The organism is Comamonas sp. C11, from assembly GCF_024496285.1.
Taxonomy (GTDB): domain Bacteria; phylum Pseudomonadota; class Gammaproteobacteria; order Burkholderiales; family Burkholderiaceae_C; genus Comamonas; species Comamonas testosteroni_F.
In genome coordinates this window covers 1,339,654-1,359,281 of sequence record NZ_CP101743.1, presented here as the reverse complement: position 1 = coordinate 1,359,281, position 19,628 = coordinate 1,339,654, and the positions used below count along the sequence as shown (strand labels likewise).

Here is a 19,628-nt window from a genome sequence, read left to right as displayed (position 1 = left end):
TCATGCAGCCTGTTTGGAAGCGTTCTGGATCTTCGCTTCGAACTCGTGGCGGAAGTGCTTGATCATGGCGCGAACCGGCATGGCTGCCGCGTCGCCGAGCGCACAGATGGTGCGGCCCATGATGTTCACGGATACCGAGTCCAACAGCTCGATATCTTCCGGACGGCCTTCGCCGTGCTGAATACGGTTCACCACGCGCCACAGCCAGCCCGTACCTTCACGGCAGGGCGTGCACTGGCCGCAGGACTCGTGCGAATAGAAGTACGACAGACGCAGCAGGCACTCGACCATGTCGCGCGAATCATCCATCACGATCACTGCACCCGAACCCAGCATGGAACCCGCCTTGGAGATGGAGTCATAGTCCATCGTGCAGTCCATGATGATGTCGGCAGGCAGCACGGGCGACGAAGAGCCGCCAGGAATCACAGCCTTGAGCTTGCGACCGGTGCGCACACCGCCCGCCAGCTCCAGCAGCTTGCTGAAAGGCGTGCCCATGGGAACTTCGTAGTTGCCGGGCAGGTTCACGTCGCCGCTGACCGAGAAGATCTTGGTGCCGCCGTTGTTGGGCTTGCCGCATTCCAGGTAGGCCTGGCCACCGTTGCGGATGATCCAGGGAACGGCTGCGAAAGTCTCGGTATTGTTGATGGTCGTGGGCTTGCCGTAGAGACCGAAGCTGGCAGGGAATGGCGGCTTGAAGCGGGGCTGACCCTTCTTGCCTTCCAGCGATTCCAGCAGCGCGGTTTCCTCGCCGCAGATATAGGCGCCAAAGCCATGGTGGGCATGCAACTGGAAGCTGAAGCTGCTGCCCAGGATGTTGTCACCCAGATAGCCGGCCGCACGGGCTTCTTCCAGGGCTGCCTCGAAGCGCTCATAGACTTCGAAGATTTCGCCGTGGATGTAGTTGTAGCCAATGCTGATGCCCATCGCGAAAGCGGCAATGATCATGCCTTCGATCACGATGTGCGGGTTGAACATCAGGATGTCGCGGTCTTTGCAGGTACCGGGTTCGCCCTCGTCCGAGTTGCAGACCAGATGCTTCTGACCGGGGAACTGGCGGGGCATGAAGCTCCACTTCAGACCCGTGGGGAAGCCCGCACCGCCACGGCCGCGCAGACCGGATTCCTTGAGCGTCGCGATGACCTGATCTTGCGTCAGGCCTTCGCCGCCATCCTTGCCCAGCAGCTTGCGCAGGGCCTGATAGCCGCCGCGCGCTTCATAGTCCTTGATGGACCAGTTGCTGCCGTTCAGATCCGCATAGATCTGGGGGTTGATGTGGCGGTCGTGGAAGCAGGTTTCATTGCCGGTCGATGCGAACTTGGCCAGCACGGCATTGGCGGCAGGATTGTTCAGAATCGTGCTCATGCCTTGCCCTCCGCTGCGCGCAGGCCGTCGACCAGCTCGTCGAGCTTTTCATTGCTCATGAAGCTGCACATGCAACGGTCGTTGACCAGCATCACGGGCGAGTCGGCGCAGGCGCCCAGGCACTCGGACTGCTGCAGTGTAAACAGGCCGTCCTTGGTGGTCTCGCCCATCTTGATGCCCAGCTTGTGCTCCAGATGGTGCAAGGCCTTGTAGCCGTCGCGCAGCTGGCATGGCAGATTGGTGCAGACATTGAGCTTGTACTTGCCAACGGGTTGCTGGTTGTACATGTTGTAGAAAGTGGTGACTTCGTGCACCGCAATCTCGGCCATGCCCAGGACTTCGGCAATCACTGCCTCGCTTTCCTGGCTGACCCAGCCCTGCTCCTGCTGCACGATAGACAGGCAAGCCATGACGGCAGACTGTTTCTGGTCAGCCGGATACTTTGCCACCTCACGCGCAAAGCGTTCTCTGGTCGCTTCGGTAATCATCGGTCAACGTCTCCAAACACGATGTCCAGGGTACTGAGCACCATCACGGCGTCAGCCAGCATATGGCCACGGCTCAGTTCATCGAGAGCAGCCATGTGCGCAAATCCTGGTGGACGAATCTTCAGTCGATAGGGCTTGTTGGCACCATCGCTGATCAAATAAATGCCGAACTCACCCTTGGGATGCTCGACGGAAGCATAAGCCTCGCCTTCGGGAACCTTGAAGCCTTCGGTAAAGAGCTTGAAGTGGTGGATCAGCTCTTCCATGTTGGACTTCATGGCTTCACGGCTTGCGGGCGCAACCTTGTGATTGTCCGTGATCACAGGGCCGGGATTGACACGCAGCCAGTCCACGCATTGCTTGATGATCTTGTTGGACTCGCGCATCTCGGCCATGCGAACCAGATAGCGGTCGTAGCAGTCGCCCGTGGCACCCACCGGAATATCGAAATCCAGCTTGTCGTAGACCTCGTAGGGCTGGGTCTTGCGCATGTCCCAGGGCAGGCCCGAGGCGCGCAGCATGGGACCGGTCAGGCCCAGGTTGATGGCGCGTTCTGCAGACACCACGCCGATGCCGACGTTGCGCTGCTTCCAGATACGGTTGTCGGTCAGCAGGGTTTCGTACTCGTCCGCGCACTTGGGGAAACGCTGCGTGAAAGCATCGATGAAGTCCAGCAGCGAGCCCTTACGGTCTTCGTTCATGGCCTCCATGGAGCGCACATTGCGCACCTTGCTGGCCTTGTACTGGGGCATGCTGTCCGGCAGGTCGCGATACACGCCGCCTGGACGGAAGTAAGCCGCGTGCATGCGCGCACCCGACACTGCTTCGTACATGTCCATCAGCGCTTCACGCTCACGGAAGCTGTAGATCAGGATGGTCGAGCTGCCGGCATCGTTGCCCGAGGAACCCAGCCACATCAGGTGATTCATGATGCGGGTGATTTCCGAGAACATCACGCGGATGTACTGGGCGCGGATGGGCACTTCGATGCCCATCAGCTTTTCGATGGCCAGGCAGTAAGCATGCTCGTTGCTCATCATCGAGCAGTAATCCAGGCGGTCCATATAGGGCAGCGACTGGATATAGGTCTTGCTTTCGGCCAGCTTTTCGGTCGCACGGTGCAGCAGACCGATGTGCGGGTCGGCGCGCTGCACCACTTCGCCATCGAGCTCCAACACCAGACGCAGCACACCGTGCGCTGCCGGGTGCTGCGGACCAAAGTTCAGGGAATAGTTCTTGATTTCAGCCATGGTCTTCCGTCAAAGGCGACGCGCGCCTTTAGTGCAGGCCTCCGCCATAGTTTTCTTCACGAATGATGCGCGGCGTGATTTCGCGCGGCTCGATCGTGACGGGCTGGTACACCACACGTTGCTGTTCGGCGTCGTAGCGCATTTCCACGTGACCGGACAGAGGGAAATCCTTGCGAAACGGATGACCGATGAAGCCATAGTCGGTCAGGATGCGACGCAGGTCTTCGTGACCTTCGAACACGATGCCGAACAGATCGAAGGCTTCGCGCTCGAACCAGTTGGCCGAGTTCCAGATGGGGTTGATCGAAGCCACCACGGGGAAGTCATCGTCGGCGCAGTACACACGCACGCGCAGCCGCTGGTTCAGCGTCAGGGACATCAGGTGGGATACAACGGCAAAACGCGGACCGTCCTTGCCGACTTCCGCATAAGTGGAGTAGTCCACACCGCACAGATCCAGCAGCATCTCGAACTGGCAGTCCGGAGCATTGCGCAGAATCTGCATCACGTCCAGATACTTGTCAGCGGACACCTCCACCGTCACTTCGCCGTAGGCCAGAGTGACGGAGCGCACCTTGTCACCCAAGGCAGCAGTAACCACATCCCGAAGCTTCTCGGGGTGAATAGCAATTGCAGTCATCTCAGCCCTTTAAACGCGAGCGATGGTGTGGGTACGACGAATCTTCTGCTGCAGCTGGATGATGCCGTAGATCAGCGCTTCTGCTGTCGGAGGGCAACCAGGCACATAGACGTCGACGGGAACAATGCGATCGCAACCGCGCACCACCGAGTAGCTGTAGTGATAGTAACCACCGCCATTGGCACAGGAGCCCATGGAGATGACCCAGCGCGGCTCGGACATCTGGTCATAGACCTTGCGCATCGCGGGAGCCATCTTGTTGCACAGCGTACCGGCAACAATCATCAGGTCTGAGTGGCGGGGGCTGGCACGGAACACTTCGGAGCCGAAGCGACCGATGTCATAGCGGGCAGCAGCTGCGTGCATCATCTCCACCGCACAGCAGGCCAGGCCAAATGTCATGGGCCAGATCGACCCTGTCTTGGCCCAGTTCACCACCGTGTCATAACTGGTGGTGACGAAGCCTTCCTTCATCACGCCTTCGATCATCGTGTTTCCTCAGAAAAGCTGCTTATTCCCAATCCAGGGCGCCTTTTTTCCACTCGTAGGCAAAGCCCACGACCAGAATGGCCAGGAAAATCAGGACAGCAACAAAACCCACGCCGCCGACATCTTTGAGTGCGACAGCCCAGGGCAGCAGAAATGCGATTTCCAAGTCAAACAGAATGAACAGGATGGCGACCAGGTAGTAGCGCACATCAAACTTCATTCGAGCGTCTTCAAACGCCTCGAAACCGCATTCATAGGGGGAGTTCTTGGCAGCATCAGGGCGGTTGGGACCCAGCACGTAGCCGAGCGCCAGGGGTACAACACCCACAGCCATGCCAATAAGAATGAACAGAAGAACGGGAAGGTACTGATCGATGTTCATCGAGTGGGCCTTGTTATGAAAACATGCCTCACCGATCACTGCCTGATCAGCAGGGCAGGTTTTTAGTTATGTGTTGGTGCCGTCGGCGAGACTCGAACTCGCACAGCTTTCGCCACTACCCCCTCAAGATAGCGTGTCTACCAATTCCACCACGACGGCTTCGTCTCAAAGTCCGGCAATCTCTGGAACCTTCGTTGCAAAGATTCTGATCCCCAGACAATCCCTAGATTCTAGCCTGAAAAACCCCACTCTTTGGGGTTCTTCAGGATTTTCTCCAAATTATTTCGTTGGGATCTGGGCTGCACCTTCAGCACCAGCCGCTGGAGCAGCAGCAGGCACGGCTGCATCACCAGCAGCTGCGGGCGGCACATTGGCAGCAGGCGCAGGAGCCGAAACAGGAGCAGCACCTTCCAGCACACTACCCGAACTCACTGGGCGAGCGTTGCCCAGATAAGCCAGTGCCAATGTAGCCACAAAGAACACGGTGGCCAGGGCCGCCGTGGAGCGCGACAGGAAGTTGGCACTGCCCGAGGCGCCAAACAGGCTGCCCGACGAACCGCTGCCAAAGGAAGCCCCCATATCGGCACCCTTGCCGTGCTGCATGAGGATGAGGCCGATCATGCCCAGGGCGGCCAGCATCTGGACCGCGAGAATGACGCTGGAAAAGACGTTCATATCAAAACCTAAAAGTCTGAATCATTGCGCACCACACCGGAGTGTGGCGCAGACGAATTATTGCGCTGCCGCAATAATGGTGAGGAAATCCGGAGCCTTGAGAGCCGCGCCACCGATCAGGCCGCCGTCAATATCGGCCTGAGCCAGCAGCTGCGCCGCATTGCCTGCATTCATGCTTCCACCGTAAAGCAAAGGCACGCGATTGGCCTTGTCGCTGGCAGCAGCCAGCTGTGCACGCAGCACGGCATGCACCTGCTGGGCCTGCTCGGGCGTGGCAGTCTTGCCGGTGCCTATGGCCCAGACAGGCTCATACGCCACCACCAGTTCGCTCACGCAGTGGCCGACCTGATGAATCACGGCTGCCAGTTGACGCTTGACCACAGCCTCGGTCTGACCTGCTTCACGCTCCGCCAGGGTCTCACCCACGCAGACGATGGGCGTGATTCCTTTGGCCAGAGCGGCCTGAGCCTTGGCTGCAACCACGGCATCGGTCTCGCCATGATACTGACGACGCTCGGAGTGACCGACCAGCGCATAACGCACGCCGAACTCCTTGAGCATGGCCGCCGAAGTTTCGCCCGTGAATGCGCCCTGCTCGTGCTGGGACACATCCTGCGCGCCCACACCGATGGAAGTACCCGCAAGTTCTGCCTGGACTTGAGCCAGATAGACAGCAGGAGCCGCCACAGCCACGCCCGCCTTGTTGTCAGCAGGCAAGCCCTGCTTGATGGCCTGCAGCAAAGCGGCATTGGCAGCCAGGCTGCCGTTCATCTTCCAGTTGCCAACAATGAGTTTTTGCTTCATGTTTCCCAAGTCAAAACGATTTTTCCGGTGTGCTGGCTGGATTCCATCAGCGCATGAGCCTGCGCCGCATCAGCAGCATCGAATTCACGATAGATGGCTGGGCGCACCTTGCCGGACTCCAGCAGGGGCCAGACATTGCGCTTGAGCGCCTCGGCGATCGCCGCCTTGAAGGCCACGGAGCGCGGGCGCAGCGTGGAGCCGGTCACGGTCAGTCGTTTGCGCAGCACCAGACCGGCATCGAACTCGGCCTTGACCCCCCCCTGCACCGCGATGATGACCAGGCGACCATCAGGAGCCAGGCACTGGACTTCGCGCGCCACATAGCTGCCGGCGACCATGTCGAGGATGACGTTGACGCCTTCGCCTGCCGTGATGCGCTGCACTTCTGCCGCGAAGTCCTGGGTCTTGTAGTTGATGGCGTGGTCGGCACCGAGCTTGAGGCAGTCATCGCACTTGGCATCGCTGCCCGCCGTGACAATGACCGTCGCACCCCAGGCCTTGGCCAGCTGAATCGCCGTCACGCCAATGCCACTGCTGCCGCCCTGCACCAGCAAGGTTTCGCCGGGCTGCAGAGCCCCCCGGTCAAACACATTGCTCCAGACCGTGAAAAAGGTCTCGGGCAAGGCAGCCGCCTGCACGTCGCTGAAGCCTGCAGGCACCGGCAGACACTGGTCCACGGGCGCAGCGCAGAAACTCGCATAGCCGCCACCGGCCACCAGCGCGCAGACGCGGTCGCCGAGCTTGAAGCCTGCCTTGCGCATGGCGGCCTCGTCGCCCGCCACGATCACACCCGCCACCTCGAGCCCCGGAAGATCGGAGGCGCCGGGAGGTGGCGCGTAATGACCTTTGCGCTGCAGCACATCGGGGCGGTTGATGCCGCTCGCGGCAACGCGAATCAGCACCTCCCCCTCAGCCGCAGCCGACATGGGACGTACACCCATGCGCAGCACGTCTGGCGCACCATAGCTGGTGATTTCCACCGCTCGCATTGTGTTGGCTTGCATAGTCAGGCTTTGCTCTATCAAATAAATCAGGCTCAAACGCTTAGGCAGAAAGCGCCAGCAGCCACAAAACAGGATCAGCCAGCAAACGACAAAACAGGAGGCCGCCTCACGACGGCCTCCTGCTCAGCCATTACTGCTGCTGTTGCTGCTGCTCGTCGGCGGCTGCGCGGTTTTCGCGCGGCTCGCGGTTTTCGCGGGGTTCGCGATTCTGACGAGGAGCACGTTCGCGGTACTCGCGATCGCCACGGGGTTCACGCGGCTCGCGCTCGGGCATGCCGGCTGGACGCTCGGTCAGCGCCTTCATGGACAGCTTGACACGCCCCTTGTCGTCGGTCTCCAGAACCTTGACCTTGACCACCTGACCTTCTTGCAGGTAGTCGGTGACCTTTTCCACGCGCTCGTGGGCGATCTGGCTGATGTGCAGCAGACCGTCCTTGCCGGGCAGCAGGTTGACCAGGGCACCGAATTCCAGAATCTTGACGATGGGGCCTTCGTAGACCTTGCCGATCTCGACTTCGGCCGTGATCTGCTCGATGCGCAGCTTGGCGGCTTCGGCCTTGGCGCCATCGGTGGCGGCAATGGTGATGGTGCCGTCTTCCTCGATGTTGATCTGGGTGCCGGTCTCTTCGGTCAGCGCACGGATGGTGGCACCGCCCTTGCCGATCACGTCACGGATCTTCTCGGGGTTGATCTTCATGGTGTAGAGCTTGGGCGCGAAGCTGGAGACTTCGGTCTTGGCTTCACCCATGGCTTCCTGCATCTTGCCCAGGATGTGCATGCGGGCTTCCTTGGCCTGAGCCAGGGCGACCTGCATGATTTCCTTGGTGATGCCCTGGATCTTGATGTCCATCTGCAGGGCAGTGATGCCGTTGGTAGTACCGGCCACCTTGAAGTCCATATCACCCAGGTGATCTTCGTCACCCAGGATGTCGGTCAGCACGGCGAACTTGTTGTCTTCCTTGATCAGACCCATGGCGATACCGGCCACATGCGCCTTCATGGGCACACCGGCGTCCATCATGGACAGGCAGCCGCCGCAGACCGAAGCCATGGACGAGGAGCCATTGGACTCGGTGATTTCCGACACCACGCGGATGGTGTAGGGGAATTCTTCCTTGGTCGGCAGGCAAGCGGCCAGAGCGCGCTTGGCCAGACGGCCGTGGCCGATTTCACGGCGCTTGGTCGAGCCCATGCGACCCACTTCGCCGGTGGCAAAGGGAGGCATGTTGTAGTGGAACAGGAAGCGGTCTTCGAACTCGCCAGCCAGCGCGTCGATCTTCTGAGCGTCGCGCTCGGTACCCAGCGTGGAGATCACCAGGGCCTGGGTTTCACCACGCGTGAACAGCGCGGAGCCGTGGGTGCGGGGCAGCACGGAGGAGCGGATCTCGATGGGACGCACGGTACGGGTGTCGCGGCCGTCGATACGGGGCTCGCCCGCCAGGATCTGCGAACGCACGATGCCGGCTTCGATGTCGAACAGCATGCCTTCAACCTTGACGCCGTCGAATGCCACGCCTTGCTCGGTCAGGGCGGCCTTGACGTCAGCGTAGGCAGTGCGGCAAGCCAGGGTACGCACCTGCTTGTTGCGCTCCTGGTAAGCGGCACGCAGCTTGGCTTCGCCCAGCTCGACCACCTTGGCGATCAGCGCTTCGTCCTTGGCGGGAGCAGTCCAGTCCCATGCGGGCTTGCCGCCTTCGCGCACCAGGTCATGGATGGCGTCGATAGCGATCTTGCCTTGCTCGTGGCCGAACACCACGGCGCCCAGCATCACTTCTTCAGGCAGTTGCAGGGCTTCGGACTCCACCATCAGCACGGCGGATTCGGTGCCGGCAACGACCAGATCCATCTGCGAATCCTTGCGCTGTGTCTGACCAGGGTTCAGCACGTATTCGCCATTGATGTAACCCACACGGGCTGCACCAATAGGGCCGTTGAAAGGCAGGCCCGACACTGCCAGGGCAGCGGAGACAGCAATCATGGCAGCGATGTCGGCGTCGACTTCGGGGTTCAGCGAGATGGTGTGGATGACCACATGCACGTCGTTGTAGAAGCCTTCGGGGAACAGGGGGCGGATGGGACGGTCGATCAGACGCGAGGTCAGAGTCTCCAGCTCGGAAGGCTTGGCTTCGCGCTTGAAGAAGCTGCCGGGGATCTTGCCGGCTGCATAGGTCTTCTCGATGTAGTCAACGGTCAGGGGGAAGAAGTCCTGGCCGGCCTTGGCGATCTTGGAGCCCACGACAGTGGCCAGCACCACGGTGTCGTCGATGTTGACCAGCACGGCGCCGGATGCCTGACGCGCGATTTCGCCGGTTTCCATGGTGACCGTATGCTGGCCCCACTGGAAGGTCTTGGTAACTTTGTTGAACATGGTCATATTGACTCCTTTATGAATAGCTGGATGCGCTTATCCAGTCTTGATTTGGAGTGCAAACAGAACACGATGCCATTCCAGTGCCGCGCTAGACGCTACAAATAGTGCAGCACTGGAATGACACAGCTTCGCTCTGTTTTGCGAACTCCGAAGTAAAAAACGCCTGAGCTAGGCAATCTAACTCAGGCGTTTCGATCTTTCACCGTGCTTACTTGCGCAGGCCCAGCTTGGCGATCAGTGCTGTGTAGCGGTCAGCGTCCTTGGACTTCAGGTAGTCCAGCAGCTTGCGGCGACGGCTCACCATGCGCAGCAGACCGCGACGACCGTGGTGGTCCTTGGCGTTAGCCTTGAAGTGGGGAGTCAGTTCGTTGATGCGAGCTGTCAGCAGAGCCACTTGCACTTCGGGGCTACCAGTGTCGTTTTCGGAACGGGCATTGGCCTTGACAACTTCAGCCTTCTTATCGGCAGCGATCATTTTGTTTTCCTTAGGATTTGGCACTCGACGAGGAGCACCTTGGTTACTTGCGCCAAGACTGGAAAGGCCTCAGCGTGCGTCTTGCACCATGCAAAACCCGGCGATTATATCAAGAGCCCATTTCCCTGGCATCCACTACTCCCCACACGCAAACCCATATTGCCAGCCAATGGCACACACGCTGCAATGAGCCGTCACAGCTTCACCGAGGACTGACCATGACACCTTGGCTCAAACACGCTCACAAGCTCCAGTACGCCGCCGTGACTGTTGCAGCATTGATAGCAGCAACACTTGCCACCGACACCCTTGCTGCTGGGCGCAAAAACAGCAAGGACCAGAGCAGCAAAATCAGGATCCAGAACATTCGCAGCAGCTCGGACGAAACCACTGCCGAGCGCGACCGGCGCCTCTACCGGGAATGTCAGGGCAGACCCAACTCAGGAGCCTGTTCGGGGTATACGCAGAAACCTCAGGGCAGCAAGCGTTAGCGAATAGGGGTGGAACTTACGCAAGCCGGAATGCACCAGGGCTGTTTCTGAGGTGCAGGTCTTGCCTGAACCCGGTTTGCGCAAGCCCTGGTGAGCTACCGTTTGTCCCGACCTTTCTGCCACCCGTCCAAGCTCATTATTTACACAAGCTCTCAAAACGTAACATCAGGGCATGTTCAAAATGCCCTCACGCCGTTCTGTCAAAGGCTTCACCGCCATCGAACTACTGGTGACCATCGCCATTCTTGGCGTGCTTGCAGCCATTGCAGCCCCCAGCTTCAAGCCATTGATCGAACGCTGGAAAGTTCGCCAAGTTACAGAAGAGCTGCAATCCACTTTCTATGTGGCTCGCTCGGAAGCAATCAAGCGCGGCGGCGGCATCGCCATACTGCGCAGCGGTAACACGACAGATTGCACCACTGTCGGCAGCGACACCAGCCTCTGGAGCTGCGGCTGGACCGTCTTTGTCGACACCAACAATGATGGCAAGCAGGACAGCGGCGAAGACACCTTGCAGACCATCGCCCTGCCCTCAAAAGTCAGTGTCAAATTAACTGGCATCAGCGAGCCCACCCTCATCAAGGTGGATCGCTGGGGCCTGCTCTCAGCTGCCAATGCAGCCATAGAACTCAAGGGAAGCAGCGAAGCGCAAGCCAGCACCATGTGCATTAGCAGCACTGGCCGCATCTACACGCCTGACACAGACAGTACATCGTGCACATAAGCCAGACACCCGCTCTTATCAGCGTCGCTACAGAGGTCGCAATCTTTGATGAGGAATCTCTATGCACACCGCCGCCAACAGCACATTGCACCTGCGCTACGTCAGCAGAGTTGCACGCCATGGCTTCACAGCCGTCGAACTAATGGTGACCCTCGCGATATTGGCCATTCTGTCAGCCATTGCCATGCCTAGCTTTCGCACGCTATTCGAGCGCTGGCGCGTCCTGCAAGCCACCGAGAGCTTGAAATCCAGCCTGATGCTTGCCCGCTCGGAAGCCATCAAGCGCGGGGGCAAGGTCGTGATCCAGAAAATAGCCAACAACACTGACGGCTGCACGACAGCCACCAACAAAACAGACTGGGACTGCGGCTGGATCATCTGCAATGACAGCAATAACAGCGGCACCTGCACCCAAACCGATCCCGTTCTGCAAATCGTAAATGCACCACGCGATGTTCAGATAACACGCTCCGGTGGAGCTGGCACCATCAAACTCAATCGCTGGGGCTTGGTCGACGGAGCCTTTCTAAGCTTCAGCATCGTCCCCCTGAACAAGTCCACCGCAAACTCTGCGGCCAAAGGCCTCTGCATGAGCTCGGGCGGACGCATACGCCTCATTCCTTCGGAAGAAATTCCATGCACTTCATGAACACCAAGTCCTTACCCCAACAGCGCGGCATTACGCTAATTGAATCGCTGGTTGCGCTGATCGTCGTCGCCTTGGGCATTCTGGGCATCATCGGTGCGCAAATGCGCACTTTGGTTGACACCACCACCACGGTGCGGCGGGCGCAGGCCATCCGACTGATCGAGGACCTGAGTGAGCGCATGAAAGTCAACCCCAATGCGTTGCTAGGGTTGAGCGGATATGTCTCTGGGTATGACAAAAAAGCCAAGGACTATGCCAGCGCCGATTGCAACCAGGCCACATGCGCTCCAGCAGCACAAGCTGCGTATGACCTCAAGCAATGGAAAACCTCAGTGGAACAAACACTTCCGCTGGGGCAAGGCAGCATCTTCCTCGCCCCCGGTGAAACCGTTGATGCCAACCGCCGACAGCTCGGCGTAATCATTGCTTGGCGAGAGAACGAGCAGGACATCAGCGACACCGACGATAAAAAGAAATTCAAGGACAACATCGACGCCAGCAAATTCCTTAATGCCGATGGCAGCTTCAGCGCTGGCACCGATGAGACCAACACCTGCCCTGACGGATTCACATGCCATCTGCAATACCTGCCCGTCTCCGCCCGCTGCGCGCCGTATGGCAACACCATGTATTGCTCATGATCACGCTGCTACCCGCCACCATGGAATCGATACCCGTGCTTCCCCACACTCCTCCTTCCCTGCGCCGCACTCGGCACCTGTCCCAACAACAGGGCGTAACTCTGCTTGAGCTGATGGTCGGCCTGGCCATCGGCCTGCTGGTCGTTGCCACCGCCATGGGAGCGCTGATGCTCTCGCGCGGCATCTCAGGCTCCGTCAACGATGCCAGTTCCATACAGCAGCAAGGGGCCCACACTCTTCGGGTGATTGGCCAGCAACTGCGCCAGGCAGGTTCTCTTTACCTCAATCCTGATCCCAGGAACAGCGCCAGCAACGACCCACTGAGCGCCGTGGTGTTTGAAATCAAGGCCATCGCGCACGACGGCGGCAACAGCTTCGACCAGACAGACGCCATCTCCGGCACCGCAGACAGCCTGACCACGGGATTTAGACGCTATGCGGACAGGATTTTTCTGACCACCAACACCGATAGCCTCGATGTCTTGGCTCGCAACTGTGTGGGCGCCCCCGCCTACGAGAAGAACGGCACCATCAATGCCGACGAGCGGGTCGAAAGTATCTTTGCCTTCGACAGCACCAAGAACAGCCTCCAGTGCAGCGGAAACGGGGTCACCACCGCCCAGCCCATTGCACAGAACGTTGCTCAATTTCAGGTCAGCTATCTGGTTCAGACCAATGCCGACGGCAGTGTGCAATATGTCAAGGGCGGGGACATGCCTACCTCCTCTACAGACCCCAAATGGCGCAGTGTGCAGGGTGTGCAGGTCTGTCTAGTGCTCTACGGCAGCGAACTCATAGACATGCCCGCCGGCAGCAGCTACACCGACTGCGATGGCAAGGCCGTGGACATCACCACCCTGACCGACACCAAACGCAAGAACCGCATGCACCTGCTGTTCCGCAACACCTTCCAGCTACGCAGCCAAGGGCTGATCTGAGCAACACCTACGAATACTGCCATGCTGCACCTCTCACACTTTGCCATGCCCCGCCGCGCTGCTGACCGACAGCGCGGCGTGGCGCTGTTTGTCGTCATCATCTTCGTCATGCTCGCCATGCTGCTGGCACTATGGGCATCACGCACCGCGTGGTTCAACGAAATGATCGTGAGCAACGACGCAGACTACCAACGCGCCTTTGAAGCCGCACAGGCCCTGCTGCAAGACGCCGAACTCGATATACGCGGTGAAAAATCCGACGGTAGCGCCTGCAACGCCCCACCCTGCCGCGCCTATAGCAGCGCATTGCAGTTCCCTGGGGACACCAACGAAATCAACCCACTGATCACCACATTGCAGAGTGAAGCGACACGCTGCAAGGACGGACTGTGCGCGCGACGCGTGGGCAGACAGGATTTCTGGAATTACGACAAAGACACCTCCGTCGATCCTGTGGCCGACGCCACCCTGGGCGAAGTGCCTCTGAGCGACCTCATGGCCGTAGGCGCACGCTATGGCCAATACACCGGCGCGGCCAATACCACGGCCGACGGCCAGCTCAACCCCATATTGACCGAAACCGCAGCGGAAAAAGGCGGCTGGTACTGGATTGAAGTCATGCGCTATAGCGACGCTGCCAAGAGCGCCAACTTAATCATGGATTCCAAAACCAGCCAATTGCCGTTAAACCTTGACGTCTATGTCATCTTCCGAATTACAGCTCTGGCCAAAGGACGCAAGAAAGGTACCGCCGTCGTACTACAGGAAACCTATGCCCGCCAGCGGATGAAGGACTGAAATCCAGACCCGAAATTGCCTTTCAAACAGATAGTAAACCGCAATTTCCTTCAGGTATTTCAAGCCCTTTTTACTTCTTTTATGAATCTGTTCTTCCAGGAGCGCCTCATGCCCCTTACCAAGCGTTTTCCCTTTCAGAAGAGCCTGCTGGCAATCGCCATCAGCACATTACTTCCCCCCACCACAAGCTGGGCGCTGGATATGGTGCAAGAGCCGCCCCTCCCCACATCAAAATCAGCCTTTGTAGCGCCGAATGTGATTATCTCGGTCGACGATTCTGGAAGTATGAATTACGGTGTCAAAACTTCCTACACTGGTTCATCGCGCACCGGCAAGGGATATACAATCCCTGATGACCTTGGAAAGTGGAACGACGAAGCCAGACGCATTAATGTTCTCAAATATGCTCTAGATGCCGTATTCAACAATAAGGAACTGATACCAGAGAACAGAATACGTATCGCCTGGCAGGCAATGCATAACAATGGCGGATCAAGTAGTGCAGGAAATGTCAATAGCTCAAAAATGAACACCAATTCAATGAGATCCATTGACTCGACGATAAACAATAAGAAGCATCGCGATAATTTCCTCGATTTCGTCAAAAATTTATCCCCCGGGAATGGAACACCTTCCCATAGAATGTTCAGCCAGGCGGACTCCTATATGCGCCAGCCTCTTGGCAAGAACAGCCCGTGGTCCAGCGACCCAGGAGGCACCGGCAGCAAGAGCACCGAGTACCTGGGCTGTCGCCGCAACTACCACATCATGATGACCGATGGTCGCTGGAATGGGGATGTTTCCGGCGGAGATCAGGATGGCAAAGATTGGGCTGCGCTGAATGGCCGCCAGATGTACAGCACTACATCCGATCAGACCAGAGTCTATTACGACAGCTTCTCGGATACCTTGTCCGACTGGGCATTCAAGAGCTGGATGGATCCATTGCAGGATGCATCATTGCTGATAAATTCCGACAAGCTAAAGCCTTCGCAGACGTATCAAGAAGCCCCGCTCGCCGAGACTTTCTCAAAAACAAAAACCGTAGATGTTTATGAAGAACAGCCTGTATACGGAGATGTATCCCCATGCCTAAAGTACGACAAAAGGGGAAGATGTACGCAATGGACTCAAGGTCAAATTGGTACAACACCAGTAAAAGTGGGAACAAAAGAAGAAACAAAAACCGTTAATCTGGGGAAATACTGGAATCCAAAATACAACCCTGCAACATGGCCACATATGGTCACTTATACGATTGGCTTCAGTGATGAGGCCGTCACCTGGCCAGGCGCCAGCGATATTATTGCTCCATCAGTAAAAGTGCCTTTCGGCTATGACAATAGCTTTGTCGATCTGGTAACAGGCTGGCAAAAATGGCCAGCTATGGACAGCGAATACAAGCGCTCACTGGATTTATGGCATGCAGCCATTAACGGCCGCGGTGGTTACTATGCAGTGACAGAAGCCGAAGACCTTGCCAAAGCGTTCCGCGAGATCATCGGCAAGATCAGCGACGAAAGTGCACCATTGCCGGATTCGATTGCTGGTGGCGGCAGTACCACTGGCTATAACGTTTCTCAAAACAATGCCGGTATTTATGCCTCGGCTTATAGCCCCAAGGATGGCTGGAGCGGATATATCGCCGCAACGCGCGCACTTGAGCCAGAAAAATATGCCTGCCCTAGCAAAGACGATCCTGAAAAAATCTGCATTCGCTTCCCCGATGTGGTATCTGGCTGGGATGGCAAGAGCACAGCAGACCGATTGGACGAACTGGCATCGGTGGATAATCGTCTGGTTCTAACCTGGAGTGATGAAACCGGCGCCGGAACTCCATTCAAATGGACGGACAGCACAGAAATTGCTTACAGCACAGCACAAAAGCGAGCGCTACTGGGCTTGAGCGGCAGCGATGTCATCACGACTGCCCTGTCAACCCTAGCGCGCAATATCATCAACTACATTCGAGGCGATCGCTCTCTGGAAGGCACTACGGATGCCCAGCCTCTGCGCGTGCGCACCAGCCGCCAGGGCGATATCGTGAACTCCGAAATCTGGTATACGGGCGGCCCCATCAGCAATCATGGCATGGGCTATGCCAGCTTTGTCCAAGCACAAAAAGACCGTACGCCTGTTCTCTATGCTGGCGGCAATGACGGCATGCTGCATGGTTTTTCAGCGAAGGATGGCAGCGAACTGATGGCCTATGTACCGCGTGGCGTTGTAGGCGGACTGAAAAAACTGACCGACAAGGACTATCGGCACCAGTACTACGTCGATGGCTCGCCCATGACGGGCGATATCAAGGACGGCGACGACTGGAAGACCATGCTGGTAGGCACCTTGGGCGCAGGGGGCAAGGGTTACTTTCTGCTAGACGTGACCAATCCTGGCAGTGCCGCCAGGCCTGGCCTTACCGCAGCATCGGTCGTGAAAGACCGTACTCGCGGCAATAGCGAAGCCGCACCCAATTGCAGCGCGCTCACCGGTGCTGCGGTGCAGGCCTGCACCGCAGCCGTAGCTGATGACGCAGATATTGGCAATATCACCGCCCGCCCAAACCGCAACCCCGCCAGCCTGCAGGAAGCCACGCAGATCACGCGCATGAACAATGGCCGCTGGGCAGTAGTGATGGGCAATGGCTATAACAGCGCCAAGCAACGCCCGGTGCTTCTGGTTCAGTACCTGGATGGCAACAAAGAGTTGAAGCTCATCCCTGTTACCACCAACACAGCTACCCCAGGTAGCGGCAATGCCGCCGACAACGGCCTGGCCTCTCCCGCGCTGGTGGATCTGGACGGCGACGGCAAGACCGATGTGGTCTATGCGGGCGACAACCTGGGCAATCTCTGGAAATTCGATCTGACCAGTACAAATGCCGACAGCTGGGCCGTGGCCTTCGACGGCCAGCCGCTGTTCACCGCCCGCGGCCCTGTCGCGCTGAACAGCTCCACACGCGACCAGGTACAGCCGATCACTGCACCCCCCATCGTTCGTGCCAATGACCGAAGCATGACTACAGGCACTGGGACAGCTGCCAAAACCCTGCCCATCGGCGGCATGATGGTTGCCTTTGGCACAGGCCGCAACTTGACCGCCAACGACCGCAACACCAGCATCCAGCAGAACGTTCAAACCCTATATTCGGTTCTTGACAACACACGCTACCGCATGAATTCGGGTACCTTGGAAGTTGTCCGTGACGGAGCCAGCCCACCCGCTCCGGTTGGCACCATGAACAGCACAGGCAGGCTGCTGGCTCAGCAAGTCATTGCCGCATTCACTGGCACTGGAGCATTCAAGGATGACGCAACCATCAGCCCCAAGACCGCCGATCAGGAATTGAGCGCAGCAACCTGGCAGAACTACAAGGGCTGGTTCCTTGACTTGCCTGCCAGCGGCGAGCGCCTGCTCAAGCCCATGCAGTTCTATGACGGCAGCAATATCCTGGCCGTTTACAGCGAGTCGCCCTCAGGCACCAAAAATGCCGCCAGCGACAACATCAACGAGAGCTGCGTCCCAGTCAAGGTTGATACCAGCGCAGGCGCCCAGTGGCGCACGCTCATCAATATCATGGATGGAAAGCGCCCCAGCATTCAGATAGTGGACACCAATAATGACGGCTTCTACAACAATGCAGACGGGAACGTTTCACGAGTGGCTGTCAATACTGGTACGCCGCTGCTGATCACCAAGCGTGATCGCATTGTGGACAAGACTGGCGGTGGCGGCCCCCGTGACACTCTCGCACGCATGCCTGAGCAGTCCACACGCCCAAGCTGGCGCCAAATCAAATAACAGGAAAAGCCATGATTCATCGCATACACAAAAACCAACGCGGCTTCACCTTGATCGAGTTGATGATTGTTCTCGCCGTCGTCGGCATTTTGAGTGCGGTCGCCTATCCCAGCTATACGGAGTATGTACGGCGAGGCCATAGGGCGGATGCCCGCACTGGGCTGCTGCAAGCCCAGATGTGGATGGAGAGGGCAGCGACTGCGACGGGGGTCTATCCGACAAACGCGGACACTACCAAGATCCTGCCTGCTGCACTGAGCTGGACCGGTGATGCGAGCAAACGCTACACCATTGGTGTTAAGGCCGATACCAGTACTAATTCGACATATACCTTGATTGCCACGCGAAAAGACCCAGGGCCCCAGGCCGCCGACAAATGCGGCGACTTCACTTTGACTCACACCGGAGCAAGAGGGGCAGAGAATCTTTCAAGCGAAATGACCGCTACGGAATGCTGGAGTAAATAAAGCCTACCCACTGCATTACCATTCTGGGCAAGATGAAAAACTCTTCCCACTTCATGAACAAGGCGCTTGAGCAGGCTGCTCAGGCGCTTTTTCTTTCCTCACCCAACCCGCGTGTCGGTTGCGTGATCGTCAATGACGCTGGCCAGATCATCGGCCAGGGCTTTACCCAGAAGGCCGGCGGCCCCCATGCCGAGATCATGGCGCTGCGCGACGCAGCGGCCAAGGGAAATGACGTGCACGGGGCTACGGCCTATGTGACGCTGGAACCCTGCTCGCACCATGGCCGCACCGGGCCCTGCTGCGACGCCTTGGTCGCAGCCGGCATCGGCAAGGTAGTGGGTGCGCTGACGGATCCCAATCCGCAAGTGGCCGGCCAGGGTTTCGCGCGGCTGCGCGCCGCGGGTGTCGATGTGGAGATAGGCCCCGGCTCAGCTGAATCACGCGAGCTCAATGTCGGCTTTTTCAGCCGCATGATTCGCGGCACGCCCTGGGTGCGCATGAAGGCTGCCAGCTCGCTGGACGGCGTCACGGCCTTGCACAACGGCCAAAGCCAGTGGATTACCTCGGCGGCCGCCCGGGCCGACGGACATGCCTGGCGAGCCCGGGCCTGCACGATTCTGACCGGCATAGGCACGGTACTGGAAGACAACCCGCGGCTGAACGTACGCGATGTGCCAACACCACGCCAGCCGCGTGTTGCGGTGGTGGACAGCAGGCTTGACATCTCGCTGGATGCTCATGTTTTGAAAGCGCCTAGCGGTTGTCTCATTTATACCTGCAGTACAAATCAATCCAAGATCGAGAAATTGCAAGCGCTAGGCGCTACGGTTATTGGTATGCCGAATGCGGCAGGCAAGGTGGACCTGGCTGCCATGCTGCGCGATCTGGCCGAGCGCGGCACGAATGAGCTGCATGTGGAAGCTGGCTTCAAACTCAATGGATCCCTGATTCGCGAAGGCCTGATCGATGAGCTTCTCTTCTATCAGGCCCCCAAGCTGCTGGGCACGGGAGCCATGGGCATTGCCAACTTCGGCCCGCTCGACAGCCTGGAGCAAGGCCTGCCACTGGTGTTCCATGATGTCGCCCGCCTGGGACCGGACCTGCGCATTGTTGCCAGAATCCAGGGCCGAGAGCAGTTCTAGCGCAGTCTGTGTCCGACATGCCAACTTGGTCATC

Annotated in this window: 20 protein-coding genes and 1 tRNA gene; 9 read left to right on the top strand and 12 right to left on the bottom strand. The window is 58.4% G+C overall.

The window, feature by feature from the left end:
- The 12 genes from nuoF to rpsO all read right to left on the bottom strand — a co-directional run bounded on the left by nuoF (position 1) and on the right by rpsO (position 9,943).
- Positions 1–1,365 (bottom strand): NADH-quinone oxidoreductase subunit NuoF, encoded by a 1,365-nt coding sequence (nuoF, locus tag NOX35_RS06250; protein WP_003064388.1) that lies wholly within the window; start codon positions 1,363–1,365, stop codon positions 1–3.
- On the bottom strand, positions 1,362–1,853 hold the full coding sequence (gene nuoE, locus NOX35_RS06245) for an NADH-quinone oxidoreductase subunit NuoE (RefSeq protein ID WP_003057829.1): 492 nt from the start codon (positions 1,851–1,853) through the stop codon (positions 1,362–1,364). Before nuoE ends, nuoF begins: the two co-directional genes overlap by 4 nt.
- Positions 1,850–3,103 (bottom strand): NADH-quinone oxidoreductase subunit D, encoded by a 1,254-nt coding sequence (locus NOX35_RS06240; RefSeq protein ID WP_003076498.1) that lies wholly within the window; start codon positions 3,101–3,103, stop codon positions 1,850–1,852. Before NOX35_RS06240 ends, nuoE begins: the two co-directional genes overlap by 4 nt.
- Before the next feature lie 28 nt (positions 3,104–3,131).
- Positions 3,132–3,743 (bottom strand): NADH-quinone oxidoreductase subunit C, encoded by a 612-nt coding sequence (locus NOX35_RS06235; RefSeq protein ID WP_003076499.1) that lies wholly within the window; start codon positions 3,741–3,743, stop codon positions 3,132–3,134.
- A 9-nt stretch (positions 3,744–3,752) separates the two neighbouring features.
- Complete coding sequence (locus tag NOX35_RS06230; RefSeq protein ID WP_003057832.1) at positions 3,753–4,232, bottom strand: NADH-quinone oxidoreductase subunit B family protein; 480 nt, start codon at positions 4,230–4,232, stop codon at positions 3,753–3,755.
- A 22-nt stretch (positions 4,233–4,254) separates the two neighbouring features.
- Positions 4,255–4,614, bottom strand: a complete 360-nt coding sequence (locus NOX35_RS06225; RefSeq protein ID WP_158384358.1) for an NADH-quinone oxidoreductase subunit A — start codon at positions 4,612–4,614, stop codon at positions 4,255–4,257.
- Positions 4,615–4,688: 74 nt separating this feature from the next.
- A tRNA-Leu gene (locus NOX35_RS06220) sits at positions 4,689–4,773 on the bottom strand.
- A 120-nt stretch (positions 4,774–4,893) separates the two neighbouring features.
- Positions 4,894–5,289, bottom strand: coding sequence for a preprotein translocase subunit SecG (secG, locus tag NOX35_RS06215; RefSeq protein ID WP_182286030.1), 396 nt, complete (start codon positions 5,287–5,289; stop codon positions 4,894–4,896).
- Between the two features lie 57 nt (positions 5,290–5,346).
- Positions 5,347–6,093 carry a triose-phosphate isomerase gene (gene tpiA / locus NOX35_RS06210; RefSeq protein WP_256496105.1) on the bottom strand — a complete coding sequence of 249 codons (747 nt, stop codon included), beginning with the start codon at positions 6,091–6,093 and terminating at the stop codon, positions 5,347–5,349.
- Complete coding sequence (locus NOX35_RS06205) at positions 6,090–7,082, bottom strand: NAD(P)H-quinone oxidoreductase (RefSeq protein ID WP_256496890.1); 993 nt, start codon at positions 7,080–7,082, stop codon at positions 6,090–6,092. The genes tpiA and NOX35_RS06205 overlap by 4 nt, the downstream gene beginning before the upstream one ends.
- 145 nt (positions 7,083–7,227) lie before the next feature.
- Positions 7,228–9,471 (bottom strand): polyribonucleotide nucleotidyltransferase, encoded by a 2,244-nt coding sequence (pnp, locus tag NOX35_RS06200; protein WP_182286028.1) that lies wholly within the window; start codon positions 9,469–9,471, stop codon positions 7,228–7,230.
- A gap of 205 nt (positions 9,472–9,676) precedes the next feature.
- Entirely contained in the window at positions 9,677–9,943 is a 267-nt protein-coding gene (gene rpsO, locus NOX35_RS06195) for a 30S ribosomal protein S15 (RefSeq protein ID WP_003057844.1), read from the bottom strand.
- A 218-nt stretch (positions 9,944–10,161) separates the two neighbouring features.
- Between rpsO and NOX35_RS06190 the strand changes: the two genes are divergently transcribed.
- From NOX35_RS06190 to ribD, 9 genes are all read left to right on the top strand, one after another.
- On the top strand, positions 10,162–10,434 hold the full coding sequence (locus NOX35_RS06190; protein WP_182286027.1) for a hypothetical protein: 273 nt from the start codon (positions 10,162–10,164) through the stop codon (positions 10,432–10,434).
- 172 nt (positions 10,435–10,606) lie between these two features.
- Positions 10,607–11,158, top strand: a complete 552-nt coding sequence (locus tag NOX35_RS06185) for a GspH/FimT family pseudopilin (RefSeq protein WP_182286026.1) — start codon at positions 10,607–10,609, stop codon at positions 11,156–11,158.
- A gap of 61 nt (positions 11,159–11,219) precedes the next feature.
- Entirely contained in the window at positions 11,220–11,807 is a 588-nt protein-coding gene (locus NOX35_RS06180; RefSeq protein ID WP_256496103.1) for a GspH/FimT family pseudopilin, read from the top strand.
- Entirely contained in the window at positions 11,795–12,448 is a 654-nt protein-coding gene (pilV, locus tag NOX35_RS06175) for a type IV pilus modification protein PilV (protein WP_256496101.1), read from the top strand. The genes NOX35_RS06180 and pilV overlap by 13 nt, the downstream gene beginning before the upstream one ends.
- Positions 12,445–13,386 carry a PilW family protein gene (locus NOX35_RS06170; RefSeq protein WP_232538135.1) on the top strand — a complete coding sequence of 314 codons (942 nt, stop codon included), beginning with the start codon at positions 12,445–12,447 and terminating at the stop codon, positions 13,384–13,386. Before pilV ends, NOX35_RS06170 begins: the two co-directional genes overlap by 4 nt.
- Positions 13,387–13,407: 21 nt before the next feature.
- Positions 13,408–14,184, top strand: coding sequence for a PilX N-terminal domain-containing pilus assembly protein (locus NOX35_RS06165; RefSeq protein ID WP_182286023.1), 777 nt, complete (start codon positions 13,408–13,410; stop codon positions 14,182–14,184).
- Positions 14,185–14,199: 15 nt separating this feature from the next.
- Positions 14,200–17,985: a pilus assembly protein gene (locus NOX35_RS06160; protein WP_256496099.1), complete on the top strand. Its 3,786-nt coding sequence runs from the start codon at positions 14,200–14,202 to the stop codon at positions 17,983–17,985.
- 11 nt (positions 17,986–17,996) lie between these two features.
- On the top strand, positions 17,997–18,452 hold the full coding sequence (locus tag NOX35_RS06155) for a type IV pilin protein (RefSeq protein ID WP_256496097.1): 456 nt from the start codon (positions 17,997–17,999) through the stop codon (positions 18,450–18,452).
- Positions 18,453–18,484: 32 nt separating this feature from the next.
- On the top strand, positions 18,485–19,594 hold the full coding sequence (gene ribD / locus NOX35_RS06150) for a bifunctional diaminohydroxyphosphoribosylaminopyrimidine deaminase/5-amino-6-(5-phosphoribosylamino)uracil reductase RibD (protein ID WP_182286020.1): 1,110 nt from the start codon (positions 18,485–18,487) through the stop codon (positions 19,592–19,594).
- Positions 19,595–19,628: the final 34 nt, after the last annotated feature.